The organism is Azohydromonas sp. (assembly GCF_035325925.1).
GTDB lineage: Bacteria > Pseudomonadota > Gammaproteobacteria > Burkholderiales > Burkholderiaceae_C > Calidifontimicrobium.
In genome coordinates this window covers 47,671-66,628 of record NZ_DAOKZA010000009.1, presented here as the reverse complement: position 1 = coordinate 66,628, position 18,958 = coordinate 47,671, and the positions used below count along the sequence as shown (strand labels likewise).

Annotated in this window: 16 protein-coding genes and 1 riboswitch; of the genes, 4 read left to right on the top strand and 12 right to left on the bottom strand. The window is 73.4% G+C overall.

What is annotated here, in order from left to right; genetic code table 11:
* The first annotated feature begins 7 nt into the window (after nucleotides 1-7).
* Nucleotides 8-415, top strand: a complete 408-nt coding sequence (locus tag PKC53_RS05205) for a hypothetical protein (RefSeq protein ID WP_324427020.1) — start codon at nucleotides 8-10, stop codon at nucleotides 413-415.
* A gap of 42 nt (nucleotides 416-457) precedes the next feature.
* On the opposite strand, the gene gshB is transcribed toward PKC53_RS05205, so the two are convergent.
* The 6 genes from gshB to PKC53_RS05175 form a co-directional block, all read right to left on the bottom strand.
* Complete coding sequence (gene gshB / locus PKC53_RS05200) at nucleotides 458-1,414, bottom strand: glutathione synthase (protein ID WP_324427018.1); 957 nt, start codon at nucleotides 1,412-1,414, stop codon at nucleotides 458-460.
* Between the two features lie 306 nt (nucleotides 1,415-1,720).
* Nucleotides 1,721-3,604 carry a potassium transporter Kup gene (locus PKC53_RS05195; protein WP_324427016.1) on the bottom strand — a complete coding sequence of 628 codons (1,884 nt, stop codon included), beginning with the start codon at nucleotides 3,602-3,604 and terminating at the stop codon, nucleotides 1,721-1,723.
* 188 nt (nucleotides 3,605-3,792) lie between these two features.
* Complete coding sequence (gshA, locus tag PKC53_RS05190) at nucleotides 3,793-5,088, bottom strand: glutamate--cysteine ligase (protein WP_324427014.1); 1,296 nt, start codon at nucleotides 5,086-5,088, stop codon at nucleotides 3,793-3,795.
* Nucleotides 5,089-5,200: 112 nt separating this feature from the next.
* On the bottom strand, nucleotides 5,201-6,592 hold the full coding sequence (gene amt / locus PKC53_RS05185; RefSeq protein ID WP_324427012.1) for an ammonium transporter: 1,392 nt from the start codon (nucleotides 6,590-6,592) through the stop codon (nucleotides 5,201-5,203).
* Nucleotides 6,593-6,618: 26 nt separating this feature from the next.
* Nucleotides 6,619-6,957 carry a P-II family nitrogen regulator gene (locus PKC53_RS05180; protein ID WP_324427010.1) on the bottom strand — a complete coding sequence of 113 codons (339 nt, stop codon included), beginning with the start codon at nucleotides 6,955-6,957 and terminating at the stop codon, nucleotides 6,619-6,621.
* A gap of 38 nt (nucleotides 6,958-6,995) precedes the next feature.
* The gene (locus tag PKC53_RS05175; protein WP_324427008.1) at nucleotides 6,996-7,685 is read right to left on the bottom strand and encodes a TorF family putative porin; all 690 of its coding nucleotides are present in this window, start codon (nucleotides 7,683-7,685) and stop codon (nucleotides 6,996-6,998) included.
* 289 nt (nucleotides 7,686-7,974) lie between these two features.
* On the opposite strand from PKC53_RS05175, the gene PKC53_RS05170 reads away from it, so the two are divergent.
* A complete protein-coding gene (locus tag PKC53_RS05170; RefSeq protein ID WP_324427006.1) occupies nucleotides 7,975-9,501 on the top strand; it encodes a YifB family Mg chelatase-like AAA ATPase in 1,527 nt (508 codons plus the stop codon).
* Between the two features lie 39 nt (nucleotides 9,502-9,540).
* Here PKC53_RS05170 and metH read toward each other — a convergent pair whose 3' ends face one another.
* On the bottom strand, nucleotides 9,541-12,267 hold the full coding sequence (gene metH, locus PKC53_RS05165) for a methionine synthase (RefSeq protein ID WP_324427004.1): 2,727 nt from the start codon (nucleotides 12,265-12,267) through the stop codon (nucleotides 9,541-9,543).
* Nucleotides 12,268-12,370: 103 nt separating this feature from the next.
* Nucleotides 12,371-12,472: riboswitch (S-adenosyl-L-homocysteine riboswitch) on the bottom strand.
* A gap of 106 nt (nucleotides 12,473-12,578) precedes the next feature.
* Here metH and PKC53_RS05160 point away from each other — a divergent pair.
* Nucleotides 12,579-13,163, top strand: coding sequence for a hypothetical protein (locus tag PKC53_RS05160; RefSeq protein WP_324427002.1), 585 nt, complete (start codon nucleotides 12,579-12,581; stop codon nucleotides 13,161-13,163).
* On the opposite strand, the gene PKC53_RS05155 is transcribed toward PKC53_RS05160, so the two are convergent.
* The 4 genes from PKC53_RS05155 to PKC53_RS05140 form a co-directional block, all read right to left on the bottom strand.
* Nucleotides 13,132-14,190, bottom strand: a complete 1,059-nt coding sequence (locus PKC53_RS05155) for a homocysteine S-methyltransferase family protein (protein ID WP_324427001.1) — start codon at nucleotides 14,188-14,190, stop codon at nucleotides 13,132-13,134. The genes PKC53_RS05160 and PKC53_RS05155 overlap by 32 nt on opposite strands.
* Nucleotides 14,191-14,283: 93 nt before the next feature.
* Nucleotides 14,284-15,801, bottom strand: coding sequence for a bifunctional diguanylate cyclase/phosphodiesterase (locus PKC53_RS05150; RefSeq protein WP_324426999.1), 1,518 nt, complete (start codon nucleotides 15,799-15,801; stop codon nucleotides 14,284-14,286).
* Nucleotides 15,802-15,930: 129 nt separating this feature from the next.
* Nucleotides 15,931-16,203, bottom strand: coding sequence for a DUF3567 domain-containing protein (locus PKC53_RS05145; protein ID WP_324426997.1), 273 nt, complete (start codon nucleotides 16,201-16,203; stop codon nucleotides 15,931-15,933).
* An 81-nt stretch (nucleotides 16,204-16,284) separates the two neighbouring features.
* On the bottom strand, nucleotides 16,285-17,484 hold the full coding sequence (locus PKC53_RS05140; RefSeq protein WP_324426995.1) for a DUF3108 domain-containing protein: 1,200 nt from the start codon (nucleotides 17,482-17,484) through the stop codon (nucleotides 16,285-16,287).
* Nucleotides 17,485-17,547: 63 nt separating this feature from the next.
* On the opposite strand from PKC53_RS05140, the gene PKC53_RS05135 reads away from it, so the two are divergent.
* Nucleotides 17,548-18,534, top strand: a complete 987-nt coding sequence (locus PKC53_RS05135) for a fumarylacetoacetate hydrolase family protein (RefSeq protein WP_324426993.1) — start codon at nucleotides 17,548-17,550, stop codon at nucleotides 18,532-18,534.
* Here PKC53_RS05135 and PKC53_RS05130 read toward each other — a convergent pair.
* A complete protein-coding gene (locus PKC53_RS05130) occupies nucleotides 18,522-18,935 on the bottom strand; it encodes a VOC family protein (protein WP_324426991.1) in 414 nt (137 codons plus the stop codon). The two genes, PKC53_RS05135 and PKC53_RS05130, sit on opposite strands and share 13 nt — an antisense overlap.
* Nucleotides 18,936-18,958 lie beyond the last annotated feature (23 nt).

Sequence of the window (18,958 nt, the reverse complement as noted above, 5' to 3'; positions counted from 1 at the left end):
GACCGCCATGCACCGCGGCCCCCACGACCCGGCGTCGCGCGACCCGGGCAGCATTGACTTCGAGCCGACCGACCTGTCGACCGCACGCGCGGCGCTCGACGAGTTGCCGCCGGGTGTCGAGCGCCTGCCGACGCTCGCGCCCGGCTACTGGGAGCAGCGCCGCCGCAAGCCGCAGGCCACCGACCGCGCGCTCAGCGGCGGCGCCATCGACTGGGTGCTGTCGCTGCCGCCGTCGCTGCGCCCGCGCGAACTGTGCGAGCGCTTCCCGCGCGTGGCCAACGCGCTGGCCGAGGTCTGGCGCGACCCGGCGCGCCGCGGCGCACTGCTCGACGACCTGCTGCTCGACCGCCGCGGCGGCCGACAGGGTTTCCCGCCCGAGATCCGGCGCGAGATCGAGCAGCTGCGTCGCGCCTGAAGCCGCGACCGCCGCGGGCAGTGCCTTCGGCGCGGCGGCCGCTCAGCGCGGCGCGGCCGCCACGCGCTCGACCGCGTCGACGAAGGGCCTGGCCGCGTCGAAGCCGGTCTGCTGCGCGATCTCCTGGAAACCGGTCGGGCTGGTGACGTTGATCTCGGTGAGCCAGTCGCCGATCACGTCGAGGCCGGCGAAGACGATGCCGCGCTGCGCCAGCACGCGGCCGACGCCGAGCGCGATCTCGCGGTCGCGCTCGCTCAGCGGCTGCGCGACGCCCTTGCCGCCGACCGCCAGGTTGCCGCGGATCTCGCTGCCCTGCGGGATGCGCGCCAGGCTGTACGGCACCGGTTCGCCGTCGATCACGATCACGCGCTTGTCGCCGTGCACGATCTCGGTGAGGTACTTCTGCGCCATCACGGTGACCGCGCCGTGACGGTTCAGCGTCTCGGTGATCGCGCCGAGGTTGAGCCCGTCGGGGCCGACGCGGAAGATGCCCATGCCGCCCATGCCGTCGAGCGGCTTGAGGATGATGTCGCGGTGCTCGTCGTGGAACGCGCGGATCGCGCGCGCGTCGCGCGTGACCAGCGTCGGCCCGATGTAATCGGCGAACTCCATGATCGCCAGCTTCTCGGGGTGGTCGCGCAGCGCGCGCGGCCGGTTGATCACGCGCGCGCCCTCGCGCTCGGCCTGCTCGAGCAGGTGCGTGGCGTAGAAGTACTCGCTGTCGAACGGCGGGTCCTTGCGCATCAGCACCGCGTCGGTGTCGGCCAGCGCCAGCTCGCGCTCCTGCAGCACGGCGAACCAGGCCTTCGCTTCGCCGGTGGGCGTGATCGCGCGCGCGCGCCGCGCGACCACGCGCGAGCCGGTGCGCCACACCAGGTCGGCGGGCTCGCAGGCCCACACCGTGTGCCCGCGCGACGCGGCCTCGCGCATCATCGCGAAGGTGGTGTCCTTGTAGGCCTTGAAGGCCTCGAGCGGGTCGGCGACGAAGAGCAGGTTCACGGCGGCGCGGCAGGGGTTCGGCGGCGGGAGCGGTAGTGTTGCACCGATGGCGCCGCCGCGCCGGCGATCGTGCCCGGCAGCGCCAGCCCGGCGTGGACCAGGCGGTGGGCACCGGCTGGCGGTGCGCGACCGACAGGCCGATGCCGGTCGACCCCATGCCCGGCCCGAGCGTCCGGGTCCACGACGCGGCCCTTGCCGGCGTCGCACCCGGGGCCTGCGCCGCGGCACAGACGATCGCCACCGAGCGGGTGAAACCGACGGGCACGGCGACGCAGCCAGCGACGACGGCCGCGAGGTCGCGCGCGCTCACAGCGTGATCTTCGCGCCCAGCTCGACGACGCGGTTCGGCGGCAGCGACAGGAAGTCGGCGGCGCGCGCGGCGTTGCGGTGCATCGCGACGAACAGCTTCTCGCGCCACAGCGACATGCCGCGCGCGACGCTGGGCACGACGATGTCGCGCGACAGGAAGTAGCTGGTGTCCATCGGGTCGAGCGGCACGCCGTGGGCGCGCAGCAGCTCGAGCGCGGCCGGCACGTCGGGGTCGTCCTTGAAGCCGTAGTCCAGCGTGAGCTGCCAGCAGTCGTGGCCCAGCGGCTGCACCTGCACGCGCTCGCCGACCGGCACCCAGGGCACCTCGTGGTGGCGCACCGTGACGAACAGGTTGTAGGCGTGCAGCACCTTGTTGTGCTTGAGGTTGTGCATCAGCGCGTTCGGCGCCAGCCCCGCCTCGGCGGTGAGGAACACCGCGGTGCCGCCGACGCGCGCCGGCGGCGCGACGAACACCGCGTCGAGGAAGCCGCGCAGATCGATCGCGTCGTCGCGCAGCCGCTCGGCCACCAGCGTGCGGCCCTGCATCCAGGTGAGCATCAGCGTGAACATGCCCACGCCGATGACCAGCGGGAACCAGCCGCCGGCGAACAGCTTGAGCAGGTTCGACGCGAAGAAGGTGACGTCGACGGCGAGGAACACCCCGGTGGCCGCGACGGCGAGCGCCAGCGGGTACTTCCAGCCGTGACGCAGCACGAAGAACGTCATCACCGTGGTGATCGTCATGTCCAGCGTCACCGCGATGCCGTACGCCGCGGCCAGCTTCGACGAACTGCCGAACAGCACCACCGCGAGCACGATGAACCCGTACAGCGCCCAGTTGACGAACGGCACGTAGATCTGGCCGGTCTCGCGCACCGAGGTGTGCAGCAGCCGCATGCGCGGCAGCAGCCCCATCTGCACCGCCTGCTTGGTGACCGAGAACGCCGCGGTGATCAGCGCCTGCGACGCGATCACGGTGGCCGCGGTGGCCAGGAACACCAGCGGCAGCCGCGCCCACTCGGGCGCGAGGCGGTAGAACGGGTTGTCGACCGCCTCGGGCTGCGCGAGCAGCAGCGCGCCCTGGCCGAAGTAGTTGACCACCAGCGCCGGCATCACGAGGCCGTACCACGCCAGCCGGATCGGCAGCCGCCCGAAGTGGCCGAGGTCGGCGTACAGCGCCTCGCCGCCTGTGACGGTCAGCACCACCGCGCCGAGCGCGACGAAGGCCACCAGCGGTTCCTCGGCGATGAACGCGAGCGCGTGCAGCGGGTTCAGCGCCGCGAGCACCGTCGGGTTCGCCGCCACCTGCGGCACGCCCAGCGCGATCAGCGCGACGAACCACAGCAGCGTGACCGGCCCGAAGAAGCGCCCGATGCCGCCGGTGCCGAAGCGCTGCACCGCGAACAGCGCGGTGAGCACCGCCAGCGTGACCGGGACGACGACGTCGTGCAGCGCCGGCGCCGCGACCTCGAGGCCCTCGACCGCCGACAGCACCGAGATCGCCGGCGTGATCACGCCGTCGCCGTAGAACACCGCGGTGCCGAACATGCCGACCACCAGCAGCGCGCGGCGCAGCCGCGGCTTGTCGGCCACCGCGCTGGTGGCCAGCGCGAGCATCGCGATCAGCCCGCCTTCGCCGTGGTTGTCGGCGCGCAGGATCAGCAGCACGTACTTGACCGAGACGATGACCGTCATCGTCCAGAAGATCAGCGACAGGATGCCCAGCACGTGCGCAGGCGTCACCGGCACGTGGCCGGCGTGGAACACCTCCTTGAGCGCATACAGCGGGCTGGTGCCGATGTCGCCGTAGACGACGCCGAGCGCGCCCAGCGTGAGGGCGGCGACGGCGGCGGGGCTGCGCGGGGCGCGCGGGGGGGTCAAGGCGGAGGCGTACGTCGCGGCCGTGCCCGCCGCCCGGGCATTCTGGCGGCGCGGCACGCCGCGCACAAGCGTGCGGCGTGCCGCGGCCGCGACGCGCCGGCGGCCGTGGCGGCATTCGGCGTCGGCGTCGCGATGCTCGCCGCGCGCCGGCTGCGCGCGAAGGCGCAGCCCGCGGCCCGAACGCGCGGCTACTCGTAGATCTCGGCGTCGGGGTCGGTGGCCTCGAGCTCGTAGCTGGCGGCGAGCATCGCCAGCCGGCCGATCACGCCGTACATGTAGAAGCGGTTCGGCGCGCTCGCGCCGGGCTTCTCGCCGGGGCGCGGCAGGTGGCTGGCCTCGGCGAACGCCAGCGGCACGAACGCCGCGCCGGGCGCGTTGAGGTTCTCGTCGACGCCGCGTTCGGCGTGCACGCGGTAGAAGCCGCCGACCACGTAGCGGTCGAGCATGTAGACCACCGGCTCGGCCACCGCCTCGTTGATGCGCTCGTAGGTCGGCACGCCTTCCTGGATGATGACCTCGGTGACCTCCTGGCCCTCCTTGATCACGCTCATCTTGTTGCGCGTGCGGCGGTTGATGTCGTCGAGCTCCTTCGGGTCGCGCACCGTCATGATGCCCATGCCGTAGGTGCCGGCGTCGGCCTTGACGACGACGAACGGCTTCTCGGCGATCCCGTACTCCTTGTACTTGCGCCGCACCTTGGCGATCAGCGTCTCGGCGTGCCCCTTGACGCAGTCGATGCCGCTGCCCTCGGCGAAGTCGACCTTGCCGCAGTGCGCGTACATCGGGTTGATCAGCCACGGGTCCATGCCGAGCAGCTTGGCGAACTTCTTGGCCACCTCCTCGTAGCTGCGGAAGTGGTGGCTCTTGCGGCGCACCGCCCAGCCGGCGTGCAGCGGCGGCAGCAGGTACTGCTCGTGCAGCCCCTCGAGCACCTTCGGGATGCCGCCCGACAGGTCGTTGTTGAGCAGGATCGTGCAGGGGTCGAAGTCCTTCAGCCCCAGGCGAGTGCGCGTGCGCACCAGCGGCTCGAGCGTGAGCTCGCTGCCGCCTGGCAGCGCGACCTTGGTCGGCTTCTTGATCTCCTCGTCGAGCGTGCCCAGGCGCACGTTCAGCCCGGTCTGGTGGAAGATCTGCATCAACCGCTGCACGTTCGTCAGGTAGAACGTGTTGCGGGTGTGCTGCTCGGGGATCAGCAGCAGGTTCTTCGCCTCGGGGCAGATCTTCTCGATCGCCGCCATCGCCGCCTGCACCGCCAGCGGCAGCATCTCGTCGGTGAGGTTGTTCCAGCCGCCGGGGAACAGGTTGGTGTCCACCGGCGCGAGCTTGTAGCCGGCGTTGCGGATGTCCACCGAGGTGTAGAACGGCGGCGTGTGCTCCATCCACTCGAGGCGGAACCAGCGCTCGATGGCCGGCATCGACTCGAGCATGCGCTGCTCGAGCTCGTTGATCGGCCCGGTCAGGGCGGTGATGAGGTGCGGGACCATCGCGGGTGTCCTGGGCGGCGGGTCGTCGATTGTAGGCAGCGCCCCCCGCGCGCGGGCGCCGAAAGCAGCGGGCCACCCGAAGGTGGCCCGCGGGGTTCGACGCCGGGTGGCGCTACTTGCTGTACGCCGTCTCGCCGTGCGACGTGATGTCCAGGCCCTCGCGCTCCTCCTCCTCGGGCACGCGCAGGCCGATCAGCGTGTCGACCACCTTGTAGGCGACGAAGGCGACCACCGCCGACCAGACGATGGTGATGATCACGCCCTCGAGTTGGATCAGCACCTGCGAGGCGATCGAGTAGTCGTCGCCCTTGATGCCGCCCAGCGACGCGGCGGAGAACACGCCGGTGAGGATCGCGCCGAGGATGCCGCCGACGCCGTGCACGCCGAACACGTCGAGCGAGTCGTCGGCGCCGAGCATGCGCTTGAGGCCGTTGACGCCCCACAGGCAGACGAAGCCGGCCGCGCCGCCGATGACGATCGCGCCAATCGGGCCGACGGTGCCGCAGGCCGGCGTGATCGCCACCAGGCCGGCGACCGCGCCCGACGCCGCGCCGAGCATTGACGCCTTGCCCTTGGTCAGCGCCTCGCCGAGGCACCAGGTCAGCACCGCGGCGGCGGTGGCCAGCAGCGTGTTGACGAAGGCCAGCGCGGCGCCGCTGGTGGCTTCCAGGTTCGAGCCGGCGTTGAAGCCGAACCAGCCGACCCACAGCATCGCGGCGCCGACCATCGTCAGCGGCAGCGAGTGCGGCGGCATCGCCTCCTTGCCGTAGCCCACGCGCTTGCCGAGCATGTACGCGCCCACCAGGCCGGCGATGCCGGCGTTGATGTGCACCACGGTGCCGCCGGCGAAGTCGAGCGCGCCCTTGTCGAGCAGGTAGCCGCCGGCGCCCCACACCATGTGCGCGATCGGCAGGTAGGCGAGCGTGAACCAGATCACCGAGAACAGCAGCACCGCCGAGAACTTGATGCGCTCGGCGAACGAGCCGACGATCAGCGCGCAGGTGATGCCGGCGAACGTGGCCTGGAACGCGACGAACACGTACTCGGGCAGCTTGACGTCGGCGGTGAAGGTGTCGGCCAGAGTGTCGATCGTCACGCCCGACAGGAACAGCTTGTCGAAGCCGGCGATGATCAGGCCCTCGCCGCCGAACGCGAGGCTGTAGCCGTACACGGCCCACAGCACGCTGATCAGCGAGAACACGACCATCACCTGCATCAGCACCGACAGCATGTTCTTCGCGCGCACCAGGCCGCCGTAGAACAGCGCCAGGCCCGGCACGGCCATGAACAGCACGAGCAGCGTGGCGGTCATCATCCATGCGACGTCGCCCTTGTGCACGGCGCTCGCCGCGGCGGGGGCGGCGGCCTCGGCCGGTGCCCCCGCGGCGTCGCTGGCGGCCTCGACGGCCGATGCCGCCGCCGACGCGGCGTCCTGGGCGAACGACGCGCCCGCGAAGCCCAGCAGCATCGAGCCGAGGGCGAGGATGGCAAGAAGTCTCTTCATGGGGATGTCTCGGTGGGTTGTGCCGCTCACAGCGCGTCCTTGCCGGTCTCGCCGGTGCGGATGCGCACCACCTGCTCGAGCGCAGCCACGAAGATCTTGCCGTCGCCGATCTTGCCGGTGCGAGCCGACGACTCGATTGCCTCGATCACGCGCTCGACGAGCGTGTCCTCGACCGCGGCCTCGATCTTCACCTTGGGCAGGAAGTCGACCACGTACTCCGCGCCGCGGTACAGCTCGGTGTGGCCCTTCTGGCGGCCGAAGCCCTTGACCTCGGTCACCGTGATGCCCTGCACGCCGATCGCGCTGAGGGCCTCGCGTACTTCGTCGAGCTTGAATGGCTTGACGACGGCGGTCACCATCTTCATGGTTGCTCCTTTCGGGGTTTCGTGAAGGGGCGGCGCGCTCAGAGCGACTTGCTCAGCGTCACGATGAAGCGCGCCTTGTTCACGTCGCCCCACTGGTTCGCGCCGTCCTTGGTGGCGCCGACGAACGCGGCGCCGAGCTTGAAGTCTCCGGGCAGCATCATCGAGGCGCCGAGCTTGTAGTCGTAAAAGCTCGGCAGCCCGATCGCGTCCTTCAGGTCGCTGGACAGGCGCGTGTAGCCGACGCCGAGGTCGAGCGTCACCGCGTCGCTGACCGGCACCGCGGCGGCGAGCGACAGGTAGCCGGTGCCGCGCCCCTCCTGATCGCCGGCCAGCCCGAAGTAGCCCTTGCTGACGGTGTGCGCGTACTTCGCGGTGAACATGCCGATCGTGATGCCGCCGTACACCTCGACGGTGTTGCCGTCGCCGAAGCTCGGATACAGGTAGCCGATCACGCCGACGTCGTAGGCCACGCCGCCGGCCTCGCCGCGGTAGCCGCCGTACAGGTCGGACTCGATGCCGGCGTCGGTGAAGCCGATGCTCGAGTTCCAGTTGCCGGCGTAGAAGCCGCCGGAGGTCCAGTCGAAGCCGCCCTGGATCGCCGGGCGGTTGTCGCTCTGGTCCTGGCCGCGGAACTTGTAGTTGCTGGTCAGCGCGACGTTGGCCGAGAGTTGGGCGTGCGCGGCGCCGACGACGGCGAGGGCGGCCAGGGCCACGAGGGGCTTTTTCATGTGCAGACTCCGCTTCTGGTGAGGGGGTTGACGGGAAGACGACAACGCACCTGCAGCTTCCGTGCCACCTCTGTCGTGCCGGTCGCTGCAGCGCGGCAGGGGCAGCAACGCGCGACGGCGCCCGCCGTTGGTGCACCGAGGCGGTGCACCGCGCCTTCGGGCACGCCGCTGGTGCGTGCCGAACCGGCCCCGATGGGGGAGTCGGGCGTGCCGGGCGCGCCGCCCACAATGGCGGCGGCGCTGCCCGCGGCATGGGGCCGCGGGCAGCGCTGCCGGGGACGCCGCCGCCATGTCGCTTGCCGTCGTGCACAGCCGCTCGCTCGTCGGGCTCGACGCACCCGAGGTGCGCGTCGAGGTGCACCTGGCCAACGGGCTGCCGAGCTTCACGCTGGTCGGCCTGGCCGACACCGAGGTCAAGGAATCGCGCGAGCGCGTGCGCGCCGCGCTGGCGCACGCCGGCCTGGGGTTCCCGCACAACAAGCGCATCACGGTGAACCTGGCGCCGGCCGACCTGCCGAAGGAGTCGGGGCGCTTCGACCTGCCGATCGCGCTGGGCATCCTCGCCGCGGCCGGGCAGGTCGACGCCAAGCGGCTCGCCGGCGCCGAGTTCGCCGGTGAACTGTCACTGGCCGGCGAACTGCGCCCGGTGCGCGGTGCGGTCGCGCTGGCCCTGGCGCACCGGCGCGCCGGCGCCGGGCGGGCGCTGGTGCTGCCGGCGGCGAGCGCGGCGCAGGCGGCGCTGGTCGAGGGTGTCGACGTGCGCGCCGCTGCGCACCTGCTCGACGTGGTGCGCGCGCTGCAGCCGGGCGACGCGGCGACGCCGCTGCCGCAGGCGGTCGCGCCGGCGCGCGAGGCGCCCTCGCCCGGCCCCGACCTGCGCGACGTGCGCGGCCAGACGGCGGCCAAGCGCGCGCTCGAGATCGCCGCCGCCGGCGGCCACAGCCTGCTGATGGTGGGCCCGCCGGGCAGCGGCAAGTCGATGCTCGCGATGCGACTGCCGGGGCTGCTGCCGCCGATGGACGACGACGAGGCGCTGGCCAGTGCCGCACTGCAGGGGCTGGGCGCCGAGGGGTTCGACGCGCGCCGGTGGCGCCGACGCCCGCTGCGCGCGCCGCACCATTCGGCCAGCGCGGTGGCGCTGGTCGGCGGCGGCTCGCCGCCGCGGCCCGGCGAGATCTCGCTGGCGCACGGCGGCGTGCTGTTCCTCGACGAGTTGGTCGAGTTCGGCCGCGCGAGCCTCGAGGCGCTGCGCGAGCCGCTCGAGGCCGGCCGCATCACCGTGTCGCGCGCGGCCCGCCAGGCGAGCTTTCCGGCGCGCTTCCAGCTCGTCGCTGCGATGAACCCCTGCCCCTGCGGCTGGCTCGGCGCAGGGGTCGCCACCGGGCGGGCGTGCCGCTGCACGCCCGAGGCGGTGGCGCGCTACCAGGGCCGGCTGTCGGGGCCGCTGCTCGACCGCATCGACCTGCAGGTCGAGGTCGGTGCGGTGGCGCCGGCGGAGCTGCTGTCGCTGCCGCAGGGCGATCCGAGCGCCGTCGTCGCCGCGCGCGTGGCGACTGCACGTGAGCGCTCGCTCGCGAGACAGGGCAAGGTCAACGCGCTGCTCGACGCGGCCGACCTCGACGTGCACTGCGCGCTCGACGACGCCGCGCAGCGCTTCGTGCAGCAGGCGGCGCAGCGGCTGGGCTGGTCGGGGCGCAGCCTGCACCGCGTGCTGAAGGTCGCGCGAAGCATCGCCGATCTCGCCGGCGTCGACCGGCTCGGCATGGCCCACCTCGGCGAGGCGATGCAGTACCGGCGCGGCCTGCCCGGCGCCTGAGCGCCGCGCAGGCGGTCGGGCCGTCGCGCAGCGGCGCGGCTACAGCACCGGCGCCAGCAGCCGACGCGCCTCGTCCTCGCCCAGCGCCTGGCGGCGCGCCCAGTCGGCGAGCTGGTCGTCGCCGATGCGGCCGACGTTGAAGTACGTCGCGTCGGGGTGCGCCAGGTAGAAGCCGCTGACGCTGGCCGCCGGGGTCATCGCCAGGCTGTCGGTCAGCCCCATGCCGATGCGCTCGGCGTGCAGCAGCTCGAACATCGCGCGCTTGACGCTGTGGTCGGGGCACGCGGGGTAGCCGGGCGCCGGGCGGATGCCGCGGTAGCGCTCGGCCACCAGCTCCTCGTGCGTGAGCAGCTCGTCGGCGGCGTAGCCCCACAAGTCCTTGCGCACGCGTTCGTGCAGCCACTCGGCGAAGGCCTCGGCGAGCCGGTCGGCCAGCGCCTTGACCATGATCGCGCTGTAGTCGTCGTGCGAGTCGACGAACTGCCGCGCGTGCTCGTCGGCGCCGATGCCGGCGGTGACGGCGAACACGCCGACGTGGTCGGGCGCCACGCCGCGCGGCGCGACGAAGTCGGCCAGCGAGCGGTTCGGCCGCCGCACCCCGTCGACCACCGGGCGCTCGGTCTGCATGCGCAGCGGCGACCAGCGCAGCAGCACCTGCTCGCGCCGCTCGTCGGTGTACAGCTCGATCGTGTCGTCGTCGACGGTGTTCGCCGGCCACAGCCCGACCACGCCGTTCGCGCTCAGCCAGCGGCCCTTGACGATGCGCTCGAGCAGGCGTTTGGCGTCGTCGTACACGCGCGTCGCCTCGGCGCCGACCACCTCGTCGCGCAGGATGTCGGGGAAGCGCCCGGCGAGGTCCCAGGTCTGGAAGAACGGCGTCCAGTCGATGTAGCGCGCCAGTTCGGCGAGGTCCTGGTGGCGGAATTCGCGCCGGCCGATGAAGCGCGGCCTCGGCGGCACGTGCGCCGACCAGTCGATGCGCGTCTTGTTCGCCCGCGCCGCCGCCAGCGACACCAGCGGCGTGGTCTTCTTCGCCGCGTGCAGCCGCCGCACGCGCTCGTGGTCGGCCGCGACCTCGGCGACGAAGGCGGCGCCGCGCTCGTCGCTGAGCAGGTCCGAGCACACGCCCACCGCACGCGACGCGTCGGGCACGTAGACCACCGGCCCCTCGTAGTGCGGCGCGATCTTCACCGCGGTGTGCACGCGGCTCGTCGTGGCGCCGCCGATCAGCAGCGGGGTCTTCTTCAGCCGGAACCAGTCGTCGCGCTGCATCTCGGCGGCCACGTGCTGCATCTCCTCGAGGCTGGGCGTGATCAGCCCCGACAGCCCGATCAGGTCGGCGCCCTCGACCCTGGCCTTCGCGAGGATGTCCTGGCACGGGACCATCACGCCCATGTTGACGACCTCGAAGTTGTTGCACTGCAGGACCACGGCGACGATGTTCTTGCCGATGTCGTGCACGTCGCCCTTGACGGTGGCGATGACCACCTTGCCGCGCGCGCGCGCCTCGCCGCCGGCGTCGAGCTGCGCCTGCTTCTCGGCTTCGATGTACGGCAGCAGGTGCGCCACCGCCTGCTTCATCACGCGCGCGCTCTTGACCACCTGCGGCAGGAACATCTTGCCCTCGCCGAACAGGTCGCCGACGACGCTCATGCCGGCCATCAGCGGGCCCTCGATGACGTGCAGCGGGCGCCCGCCGCGCGCCTCGATGTCGCGCCAGGCCTGTTCGGTGTCCTCGACGATGAAGTCGGTGATGCCGTGCACCAGCGCATGCGACAGGCGCTGCTCGACTGCCTGCGCGCGCCACGCCAGCCGCGCCGAGTCGTCGCGCGCCGCGCCCTTGACCGCCTCCGCGATCTCGAGCAGGCGCTCGGTGGCCGACATCGGCGGCTCGCCGGGTGGGCAGGCCGGCGTGCGGTTCAGCACCACGTCCTCGACGCGCTCGCGCAGCACGGGGTCGAGCTCGTCGTAGACGCCGACCATGCCGGCGTTGACGATGCCCATGTCCAGCCCGGCCTTGATCGCGTGGTACAGGAACACCGTGTGGATCGCCTCGCGCACCGGTTCGTTGCCGCGGAAGCTGAAGCTCACGTTGCTGATGCCGCCCGAGACCTTCGCGCCCGGCAGGTTCGCCTTGATCCAGCGCGTGGCCTCGATGAAGTCGACCGCGTAGTTCGCGTGCTCGTCGATGCCGGTGGCGATCGCGAAGACGTTCGGGTCGAAGACGATGTCCTCGGGCGGGAAGCCGACCTCGTCGACGAGGATGCGGTACGCGCGCGCGCAGATCGCGGTCTTGCGCTGGAAGCTGTCGGCCTGGCCCTGCTCGTCGAAGGCCATCACGACGACGGCCGCGCCGTAGCGGCGCACCAGCGTCGCCTGGCGGCGGAACTCGGCCTCGCCCTCCTTCAGCGAGATCGAGTTGACGATGCCCTTGCCCTGGAGGCACTTCAGCCCGGCCTCGATGACCTCCCACTTCGAGCTGTCGATCATCACCGGCACGCGCGCGATCTCGGGCTCGGCGGCGCACAGGTTCAGGAAGCGCACCATCGCGGCCTTGCTGTCGAGCATGGCCTCGTCCATGTTGACGTCGATGATCTGCGCGCCGGCCTCGACCTGCTGGCGCGCCACCGCCAGCGCCTGCTCGAACTGGCCGGCGAGGATCAGCCGCGCGAAGGCCTTCGAGCCGGTGACGTTGGTGCGCTCGCCGATGTTGACGAACAGCGAGCCGGCGCCGATGGTCACCGGCTCGAGGCCGGCCAGCCGCATCGGCGCCACGGGTGGCGGGGTCGGGGCGGTCGGGGCAGAGGCGGCTTCGGGCATCGGCGGGGGCCGGCGCCGCGGCGGTCTCGCCGCGACCGCCAGCTTCAACGGTGGGCGAGCGCCGTTGCCATCCGGTGCGCCAGCCGCGCCGGGGTTCCCGAGCCTGGCGCCGGGGCCGTGGCCGGCCGGCGTTGCAACGCTCCTCGGGATGCGGGGCGGATTCTAGGCCCGCGCGGCGACCCGGGCGCCGGCGGCGGTTACGAATCGACGCGTTTGCCCGGCTGCGGCGGCGCGCGCGGCGCGGTCCAATGCTTCGCATGCCGTCGCCGACGTCCCGCGTTCGCAGCGACCGCGCCGCCGCGGTGGCGTGCGTCGGACTCGCGCTCGCCTCGGCGCTGGGGCTGGCCGGCTGTGCCGGCACGCCGCCGCGCGGCGTGCCGCCGCCCGAGGTCGCCGCGCCGGCGCCGGCCGCGCCGCGCCGCGCCCCGGCGCCGGCGTGGTCGCTCGAGCGCGAGCAGCGCGCGCTGGCGCAGGCGCTGCGCGGCACGCCGGTGGTCGTCGTGCTCGACGACGACCGCGCGCTGTGGGTCGAGGTGCCGACGGCGCACGGCTTCGACCCCGGCGAGGCCGCGCCGCGTCCGGCGCTGGCGGCGGTGCTCGACCGCGTCGCCGCCAGCCTGCAGCGCTTGCCGTCGGCGCGCGCCGTGGTGCGCGCGCCCAGCGACGCCGGCGCCGGCGTCGTGCTCGCCGACCGCCGCGCGGCGCAGGTGCGCGTGCACCTGGTGCGCCGCGGCGTGGCGCCGACGCGCATCACCAGCGTCGCGGCGTCGCAGCCGGCGTGGCTGCGCGTGAAGCTGGAGCTGCCGGCGCTCAGGCCTGCGCCGGATCGAGCAGCGCCGTGAACAGCGGGTCGCGGCGCGCGCGCGGGCGGTAGGTGCCGACCTTCGCGCGGATCGCCGCGATGTGCTCGGGCGTCGTGCCGCAGCAGCCGCCGGCGATGTTCAGGAAGCCGCTCTTCGCGAAGTCCTCCATCAGCGCGGCGGTGACCTCGGGGGTCTCGTCGAAGCCGGTCTCGCTCATCGGGTTGGGCAGGCCGGCGTTGGGGTAGCAGCTGATCCAGGTGTCGCCGGCGATCTTCGCGAGCTCCTCGATGTACGGGCGCATCAGCGCCGCGCCGAGTGCGCAGTTCAGGCCGACGGCCAGCGGGCGCGCGTGGCGCACCGAGTGCCAGAACGCGCCGACCGTCTGCCCCGACAGGATGCGCCCCGACGCGTCGGTCACCGTGCCCGAGACGATCACCGGCAGGCGCTCGCCGGTGTCGTGCATCAGCTCGTCGAGCGCGAAGATCGCCGCCTTGGCGTTGAGCGTGTCGAAGATCGTCTCGATCAGGAACAGGTCGACGCCGCCTTCGAGCAGGCCCTCGGCCTGCTCGCGGTAGGCGGCGCGCAGTTCGTCGAACGTGACGTTGCGCGCGCCGGGGTCGTTGACGTCGGGGCTGATGCTCGCGGTCTTCGGCGTCGGCCCCAGGGCGCCGGCGACGAAGCGGGGCGCGTCGGGCGTGGCCGCCGCGTCGGCGGCGGCGCGCGCCAGCCGCGCGGCGGCGACGTTCATCTCGCGTGCGACGTGCGCCAGCGCGTAGTCGGCCTGCGCGACCGCGGTGGCGCCGAAGGTGTTGGTCTCGATGATGTCGGCGCCGGCGCCCAGGTAGGCGTCGTGGATCTCGCGCACCAGCGCGGGCCGCGTGAGCACCAGCAGATCGTTGTTGCCCCTCAGGTCCTTCGGGTGATCGGCGAAGCGCTCGCCGCGGAACTCGGTCTCGCCGAGCGCGTGGCGCTGCAGCATCGTGCCCATCGCGCCGTCGATGACGACGATGCGCTGCGCGAGCAGCGCGGGCAGCGCCCGCGCGCGGGTGTAGTCGACGGCTTGCATCGCGAGATTGTAGGAAGGGCCGTGCGCCGTGACCGCAGGGAGTCCGGCGCGGTTCCCGGCAACGATCGCCGCCTGCCGCGACGCGGCGGTGTGCTAAAGCGGCGCCGGCGCCGTCTCGGCGTACAGCGACGCGCGGAAGTCGATCGGCGCCGGCAGCGGGCCGTCGTCGGTGGCCCACAGCGTCAGCGCGCGCGCCGGCATCGGCTTGGCGAACAGGTAGCCCTGCAGCTCGTCGCAGCCCAGCGCCACCAGCAGGTCGCGCTGCTGCGGCGTCTCGACACCCTCGGCGACGACCTTCAGCCCGAGCGCATGCGCCATGCGCAGCACCGCCTCGACGATCGCACGCGCGTCCTCGCTGGTCGCGAGGTCGGTGACGAAGCTGCGGTCGATCTTCAGCTCCTGCACCGGCAGCTGGCGCAGGTACGCGAGGCTCGAGTAGCCGGTGCCGAAGTCGTCGATCGACACGTGCATGCCGGCCGCGCCGAGGCGCTCGAAGGCGCGCTTGGTGACCAGCGTGTCCTCCATCGCCACCGACTCGGTGATCTCGCAGGTGAACTGCGCCGGGCGCACGCCGTGGCGCGACAGCGCGTCGAGCAGCTTGTCGACCAGGTCCTCGCGGCGCAGCTGGTACGCCGACAGGTTGATCGCCACGCGCATGCGCAGCCCGGCGTCGCGCCAGGCGCGCGCCTGTCGACAGGCGTCCTCGATGACCCAGTGGCCGAGCGCGGCGATCAGCCCGTGGCGTTCGGCGATCGGCACGAACACCGTCGGGCTGACCAGCCCGCGCTGCGGGTGGTGCCAGCGCAGCAGCGCCTCCGCGGCCGTGACCTGGCCGCTGCGCGCGTCGATCTTCGGCTGGTACAGCAGCTCGAGCTGGCCGGCGTCGATCGCGCGGCGCAGGTCGCGCGCGAGGTCGAGGTGGCCGCGGATGTCGGGCTCCATCGACGGCTCGAAGATCGCGTAGGTCGCGCCGCCCGAACGCTTGGCGGCGAACATCGCCGCGTCGGCGCGTGCCAGCAGCGTCGGGCGCGAGCCGTGCACCGGGTACAGCGCGATGCCGATCGAGCACGACACGTGCACCTCGCGGCCGGCCGCGGCGATCGGCGCGACCAGCGCGCCGAGCACGCGCTGCGCCAGCGCGGCGGCGGCGTCGCGGTCGCCGTCGACGAGCAGCAGGAACTCGTCGCCGCCGACGCGCGCCGCGCCGACTGCCGCACCGCCGGCGGCCCCCAGCCGGCGCGCGACTTCGCGCAGCACCTCGTCGCCGCAGGCGTGGCCGAAGGTGTCGTTGACCGGCTTGAACGCGTCGAGGTCGACGAGCAGCACCGCCAGCGCGCCACCGTGGTCGTCGCAGCGGCGCACCGCGCGGTCGAGCAGCGTGTCGAACTGCACGCGGTTCGCCAGGTCGGTCAGCGCGTCGCGGTAGGCGAGCTTGTGCAGCTCGTCGTTGGCGTCCTGCAGCGACGCGGCCAGCGACGCCGTCTGGCGCGCGCGGCGGCGGTCGCGCACGAGCGTGACCAGCACCAGCACCAACAGCGCGGCGACCAGCAGCGCGCCGATGGTCAGCGCGTCGCCGGTCTGCAGGTGGATCGAGCCGGACCACGCAGCCATATCGCTGCGGTATCGGCGGTGGCGCGGGGGCGTTGAGCGTCACGGCCCGCGGGTCGTGAACCCCGTCACGCGCCGCCGGCACGCCGCGGGGCGTCGCCAGGCGCGCGGCCGTGGCGGCCCTGCCCCGAGTCAGTGCAGCACGACCGGCTGCTGCGCGAGCTGGGTGTAGCCGGCGATGAAGTCGTCGATCGCCTCGACCGACGGCTCGCGTTCGATCAGCGCGTCGACGCCGGCGCGGAAACGCTGCGCCAGCACGCCGTCGATGAAGATCTCGCGCCGCGCGAGCTTGTCGACGATCTCGTAACCGCCGCGCGCGGGCGCGCCGCCGGACGCGTCGTCGCTGGCGGCCGGCACGTCGAACTGCACGACGGCGAACTGGTCCGAGTTGTAGAGCATCTGCATGGCGGGCCTTCCTGAACCCTTCGCAACCCAGATGCGGCCGCCGGCGCGGGAATCAAGCCCGCTCGGCGGCGGGCGCGGGTCTCAGCGCGGCGCGGTCGACTCGAGGTCCAGCGTCAGCGCGTCGGTCACCTCGCCCTGGCGCCCGATCGTGCTCAGCACCAGCCGCACCGGCAGGTGGTGGCGCTGAGGGTCGAGCCAGACCTCGCCGCGCGTGTCGAACGCGTGGCGCGCCTCGCGGCGCAGCTCGACCGCGTCGACCTCGCCGTCGGCGGTCTGCACGCGGCGCAGTCCCTGCGAGACGAAGGTCCACGGCGCGAGGTCGCCGCGCACGCCGCTGACCATCAGCACGACCTGTGCGCCGGCGCGTGCGTGGCGCTCGGGTGCCGCGGCGACGACGCCGGCGATCTGCACGACCCAGCTCAGCCGGTCCTGCGCGCCCGCCGGCAGCGGGTGCTGCGTCTCGACCGCCGAGTAGCTGATCTTGCCGGCGGCGCGCTGGAAGTTCGCCGCGCGGGCGCTGCGCCCGACCTGCCGGATCACGAAGCGATCGGGTGCGATGCCGGCGTCGTCGAAGCCGCCCTGGCTGTTCCACTCGAGCAGCGGCAGGCCGCCGACGCTGCCTTCGAGCGTCAGCGTGTAACGCTGCGCGTCGCGCTGGAAGGCGAGCGCGCCCTTGCCGGACAGGATGCCGCGGCGCAGCGCGTAGCGCCACTGGAACGACGGCGGAAGCCGCGTCGCGTAGACCGGCGCAGGCTCGGCCGCCGCCGGGGCGGCCGCGGCCGGCGTCACGGCGGCGAGCACGGTGTCGGGCGCGGTCGCGGTGGCCGACGCGTCGGGCGCGGCGGCAGCCGGTGCCGTCTCCGCGGGGTCGGGCGCGGCCGGCACCGCCACTGGCTCGGCGTGCACGGCGGACTGCGGCGCGTCGAGTCCGACCGTTGCGGCGTCGGCCGGCGTGGCGACGCGCCGCGGCGCGGCGGGCGGCTGCGCCGCGCGCGCCCGCGGCGGCGGCACGGCGGGGCGCGCCGCGGCGGCGCGCGGCGGCGGGGCCGCGGGGGGGTCGGCGGCGCCGGGCGCGTCGGGTGCGGTGGCGTCGGCGTCGATCGGCGCCGACAGCAGCGAGCGCACCTCGACGGCGGACGCGAGTCGCCACGCCGGCGCCGGTGCCGGTGCCGGTGCCGGTGCCGGTACGACGCCGCGCAGCAGCCCCAGGTGCAGCGCCGCCGCACCGAGTGTCACCGCGGCCAGCGCGACGCGGCGGCGCCGGGCGGCGTTCAAGACCACGGCGCGCGTCCTGCGCTGGCGACAATCGTGGCCTTCACCGCTGCGAACACCTCATCCACGCTCATGAAACTGGCCACCTACCACGACGGCTCGCGCGACGGCCAGCTGGTCGTCGTCTCGCGCGACCTCGCGAGCGCGCATTTTGCGACCGGCATCGCCACGCGCATGCAGCAGCTGCTCGACGACTGGAACTTCGTCTCGCCGCAGCTCGAGGACCTGTACGCCACGCTCAACGGTGGCAAGGCGCGGCACGCGTTCGCCTTCGAGCCGGCGAAGTGCATGGCACCGCTGCCGCGCGCGCACCAGTGGGTGGTGGGCGCCGCGTACCCCGGCCATGTCGAGCGGCTGGCGCGCGGCCGCGGGGTCGAGGTCGCGCCCGACCTGCACGATGCGCCGGCGCTGCGCCGCGGTGCCGGCGACCACTTCCTCGGCGCCTGCGACGAGGCGCGTTTCGTCGACGAGCAGGCCGGCATCGACGTCGAGGTGGGCCTGGTGGCGATGACCGGCGACGTCGCGCGCGGAGCCGACGCGGCGCGCGCGCTCGACGGCGTGCGAATGCTGCTGCTGGCCGCCGACTGGAGTCTGCGCCACCCGCCACACGGGGCGGGCGCGCCCGGCGCGGCGCCGCTGTGTGCCTACCCGGCCACCGCGTTCGCGCCGGTGGCGGTGACGCCCGACGAGCTCGGCGACGCGTGGCAACGCGGACGCGTGTGCCTGAACGTCGAGTTGGCGGTCAACGGCAAGCGCATCGGGCGGGTCGACGCGGCCGACGGCATGGCCTTCGACTTCGGGCGGCTCGCCGCGCGGCGCGCCGGGGTGCGCGCGCTCGGCGCCGGCGGCGTGGTGGGTGCCGGCCCCGCGAGCCAGGCCGACGCGTCGCGCGGTTTCGCGTGCCTGGCCGAGAAGCGCGCGCTCGAGGCGCTCGAGCAAGGCGCGCCGCGCACCGCGTACCTGCGCTTCGGCGACCGCGTGCGCGCCGAGGTGCGCAGGCGCGACGGGCAGTCGGTGTTCGGCGCGATCGAGCAAGCCGTGGCCGCCTACGTTGCGTAGACCGCGTCGAGCGACGCGAAGCCCTTGACCTCGATCGGGTTGCCCGACGGGTCGCGGAAGAACATCGTCCACTGCTCGCCGGGGCGGCCCTCGAAGCGCACCTGTGGCGGCAGCACGAAGTCGGCGCCGGCAGCGACCAGCCGCTCGGCCAGCGCGCGCCAGTCGGCCAGCTCGAGCACCACGCCCAGGTGAGGCATCGGCACGAGGTGGTCACCGACGCGGCCGGTGTCGCTGGTCGCGAACGGCGTGCCGAGGTGCAGCGACAACTGGTGGCCGAAGAAGTCGTAGTCGACCCAGGTGGCGGTGCTGCGGCCCTCGCGGCAGCCGAGCACGCCACCGTAGAAGGCGCGCGCGGCGTCGAGGTCGTGCACGTGGTACGCGAGGTGGAACAGGCTGCGCATCGCGGGTTTTCTGGGCGTCGTGC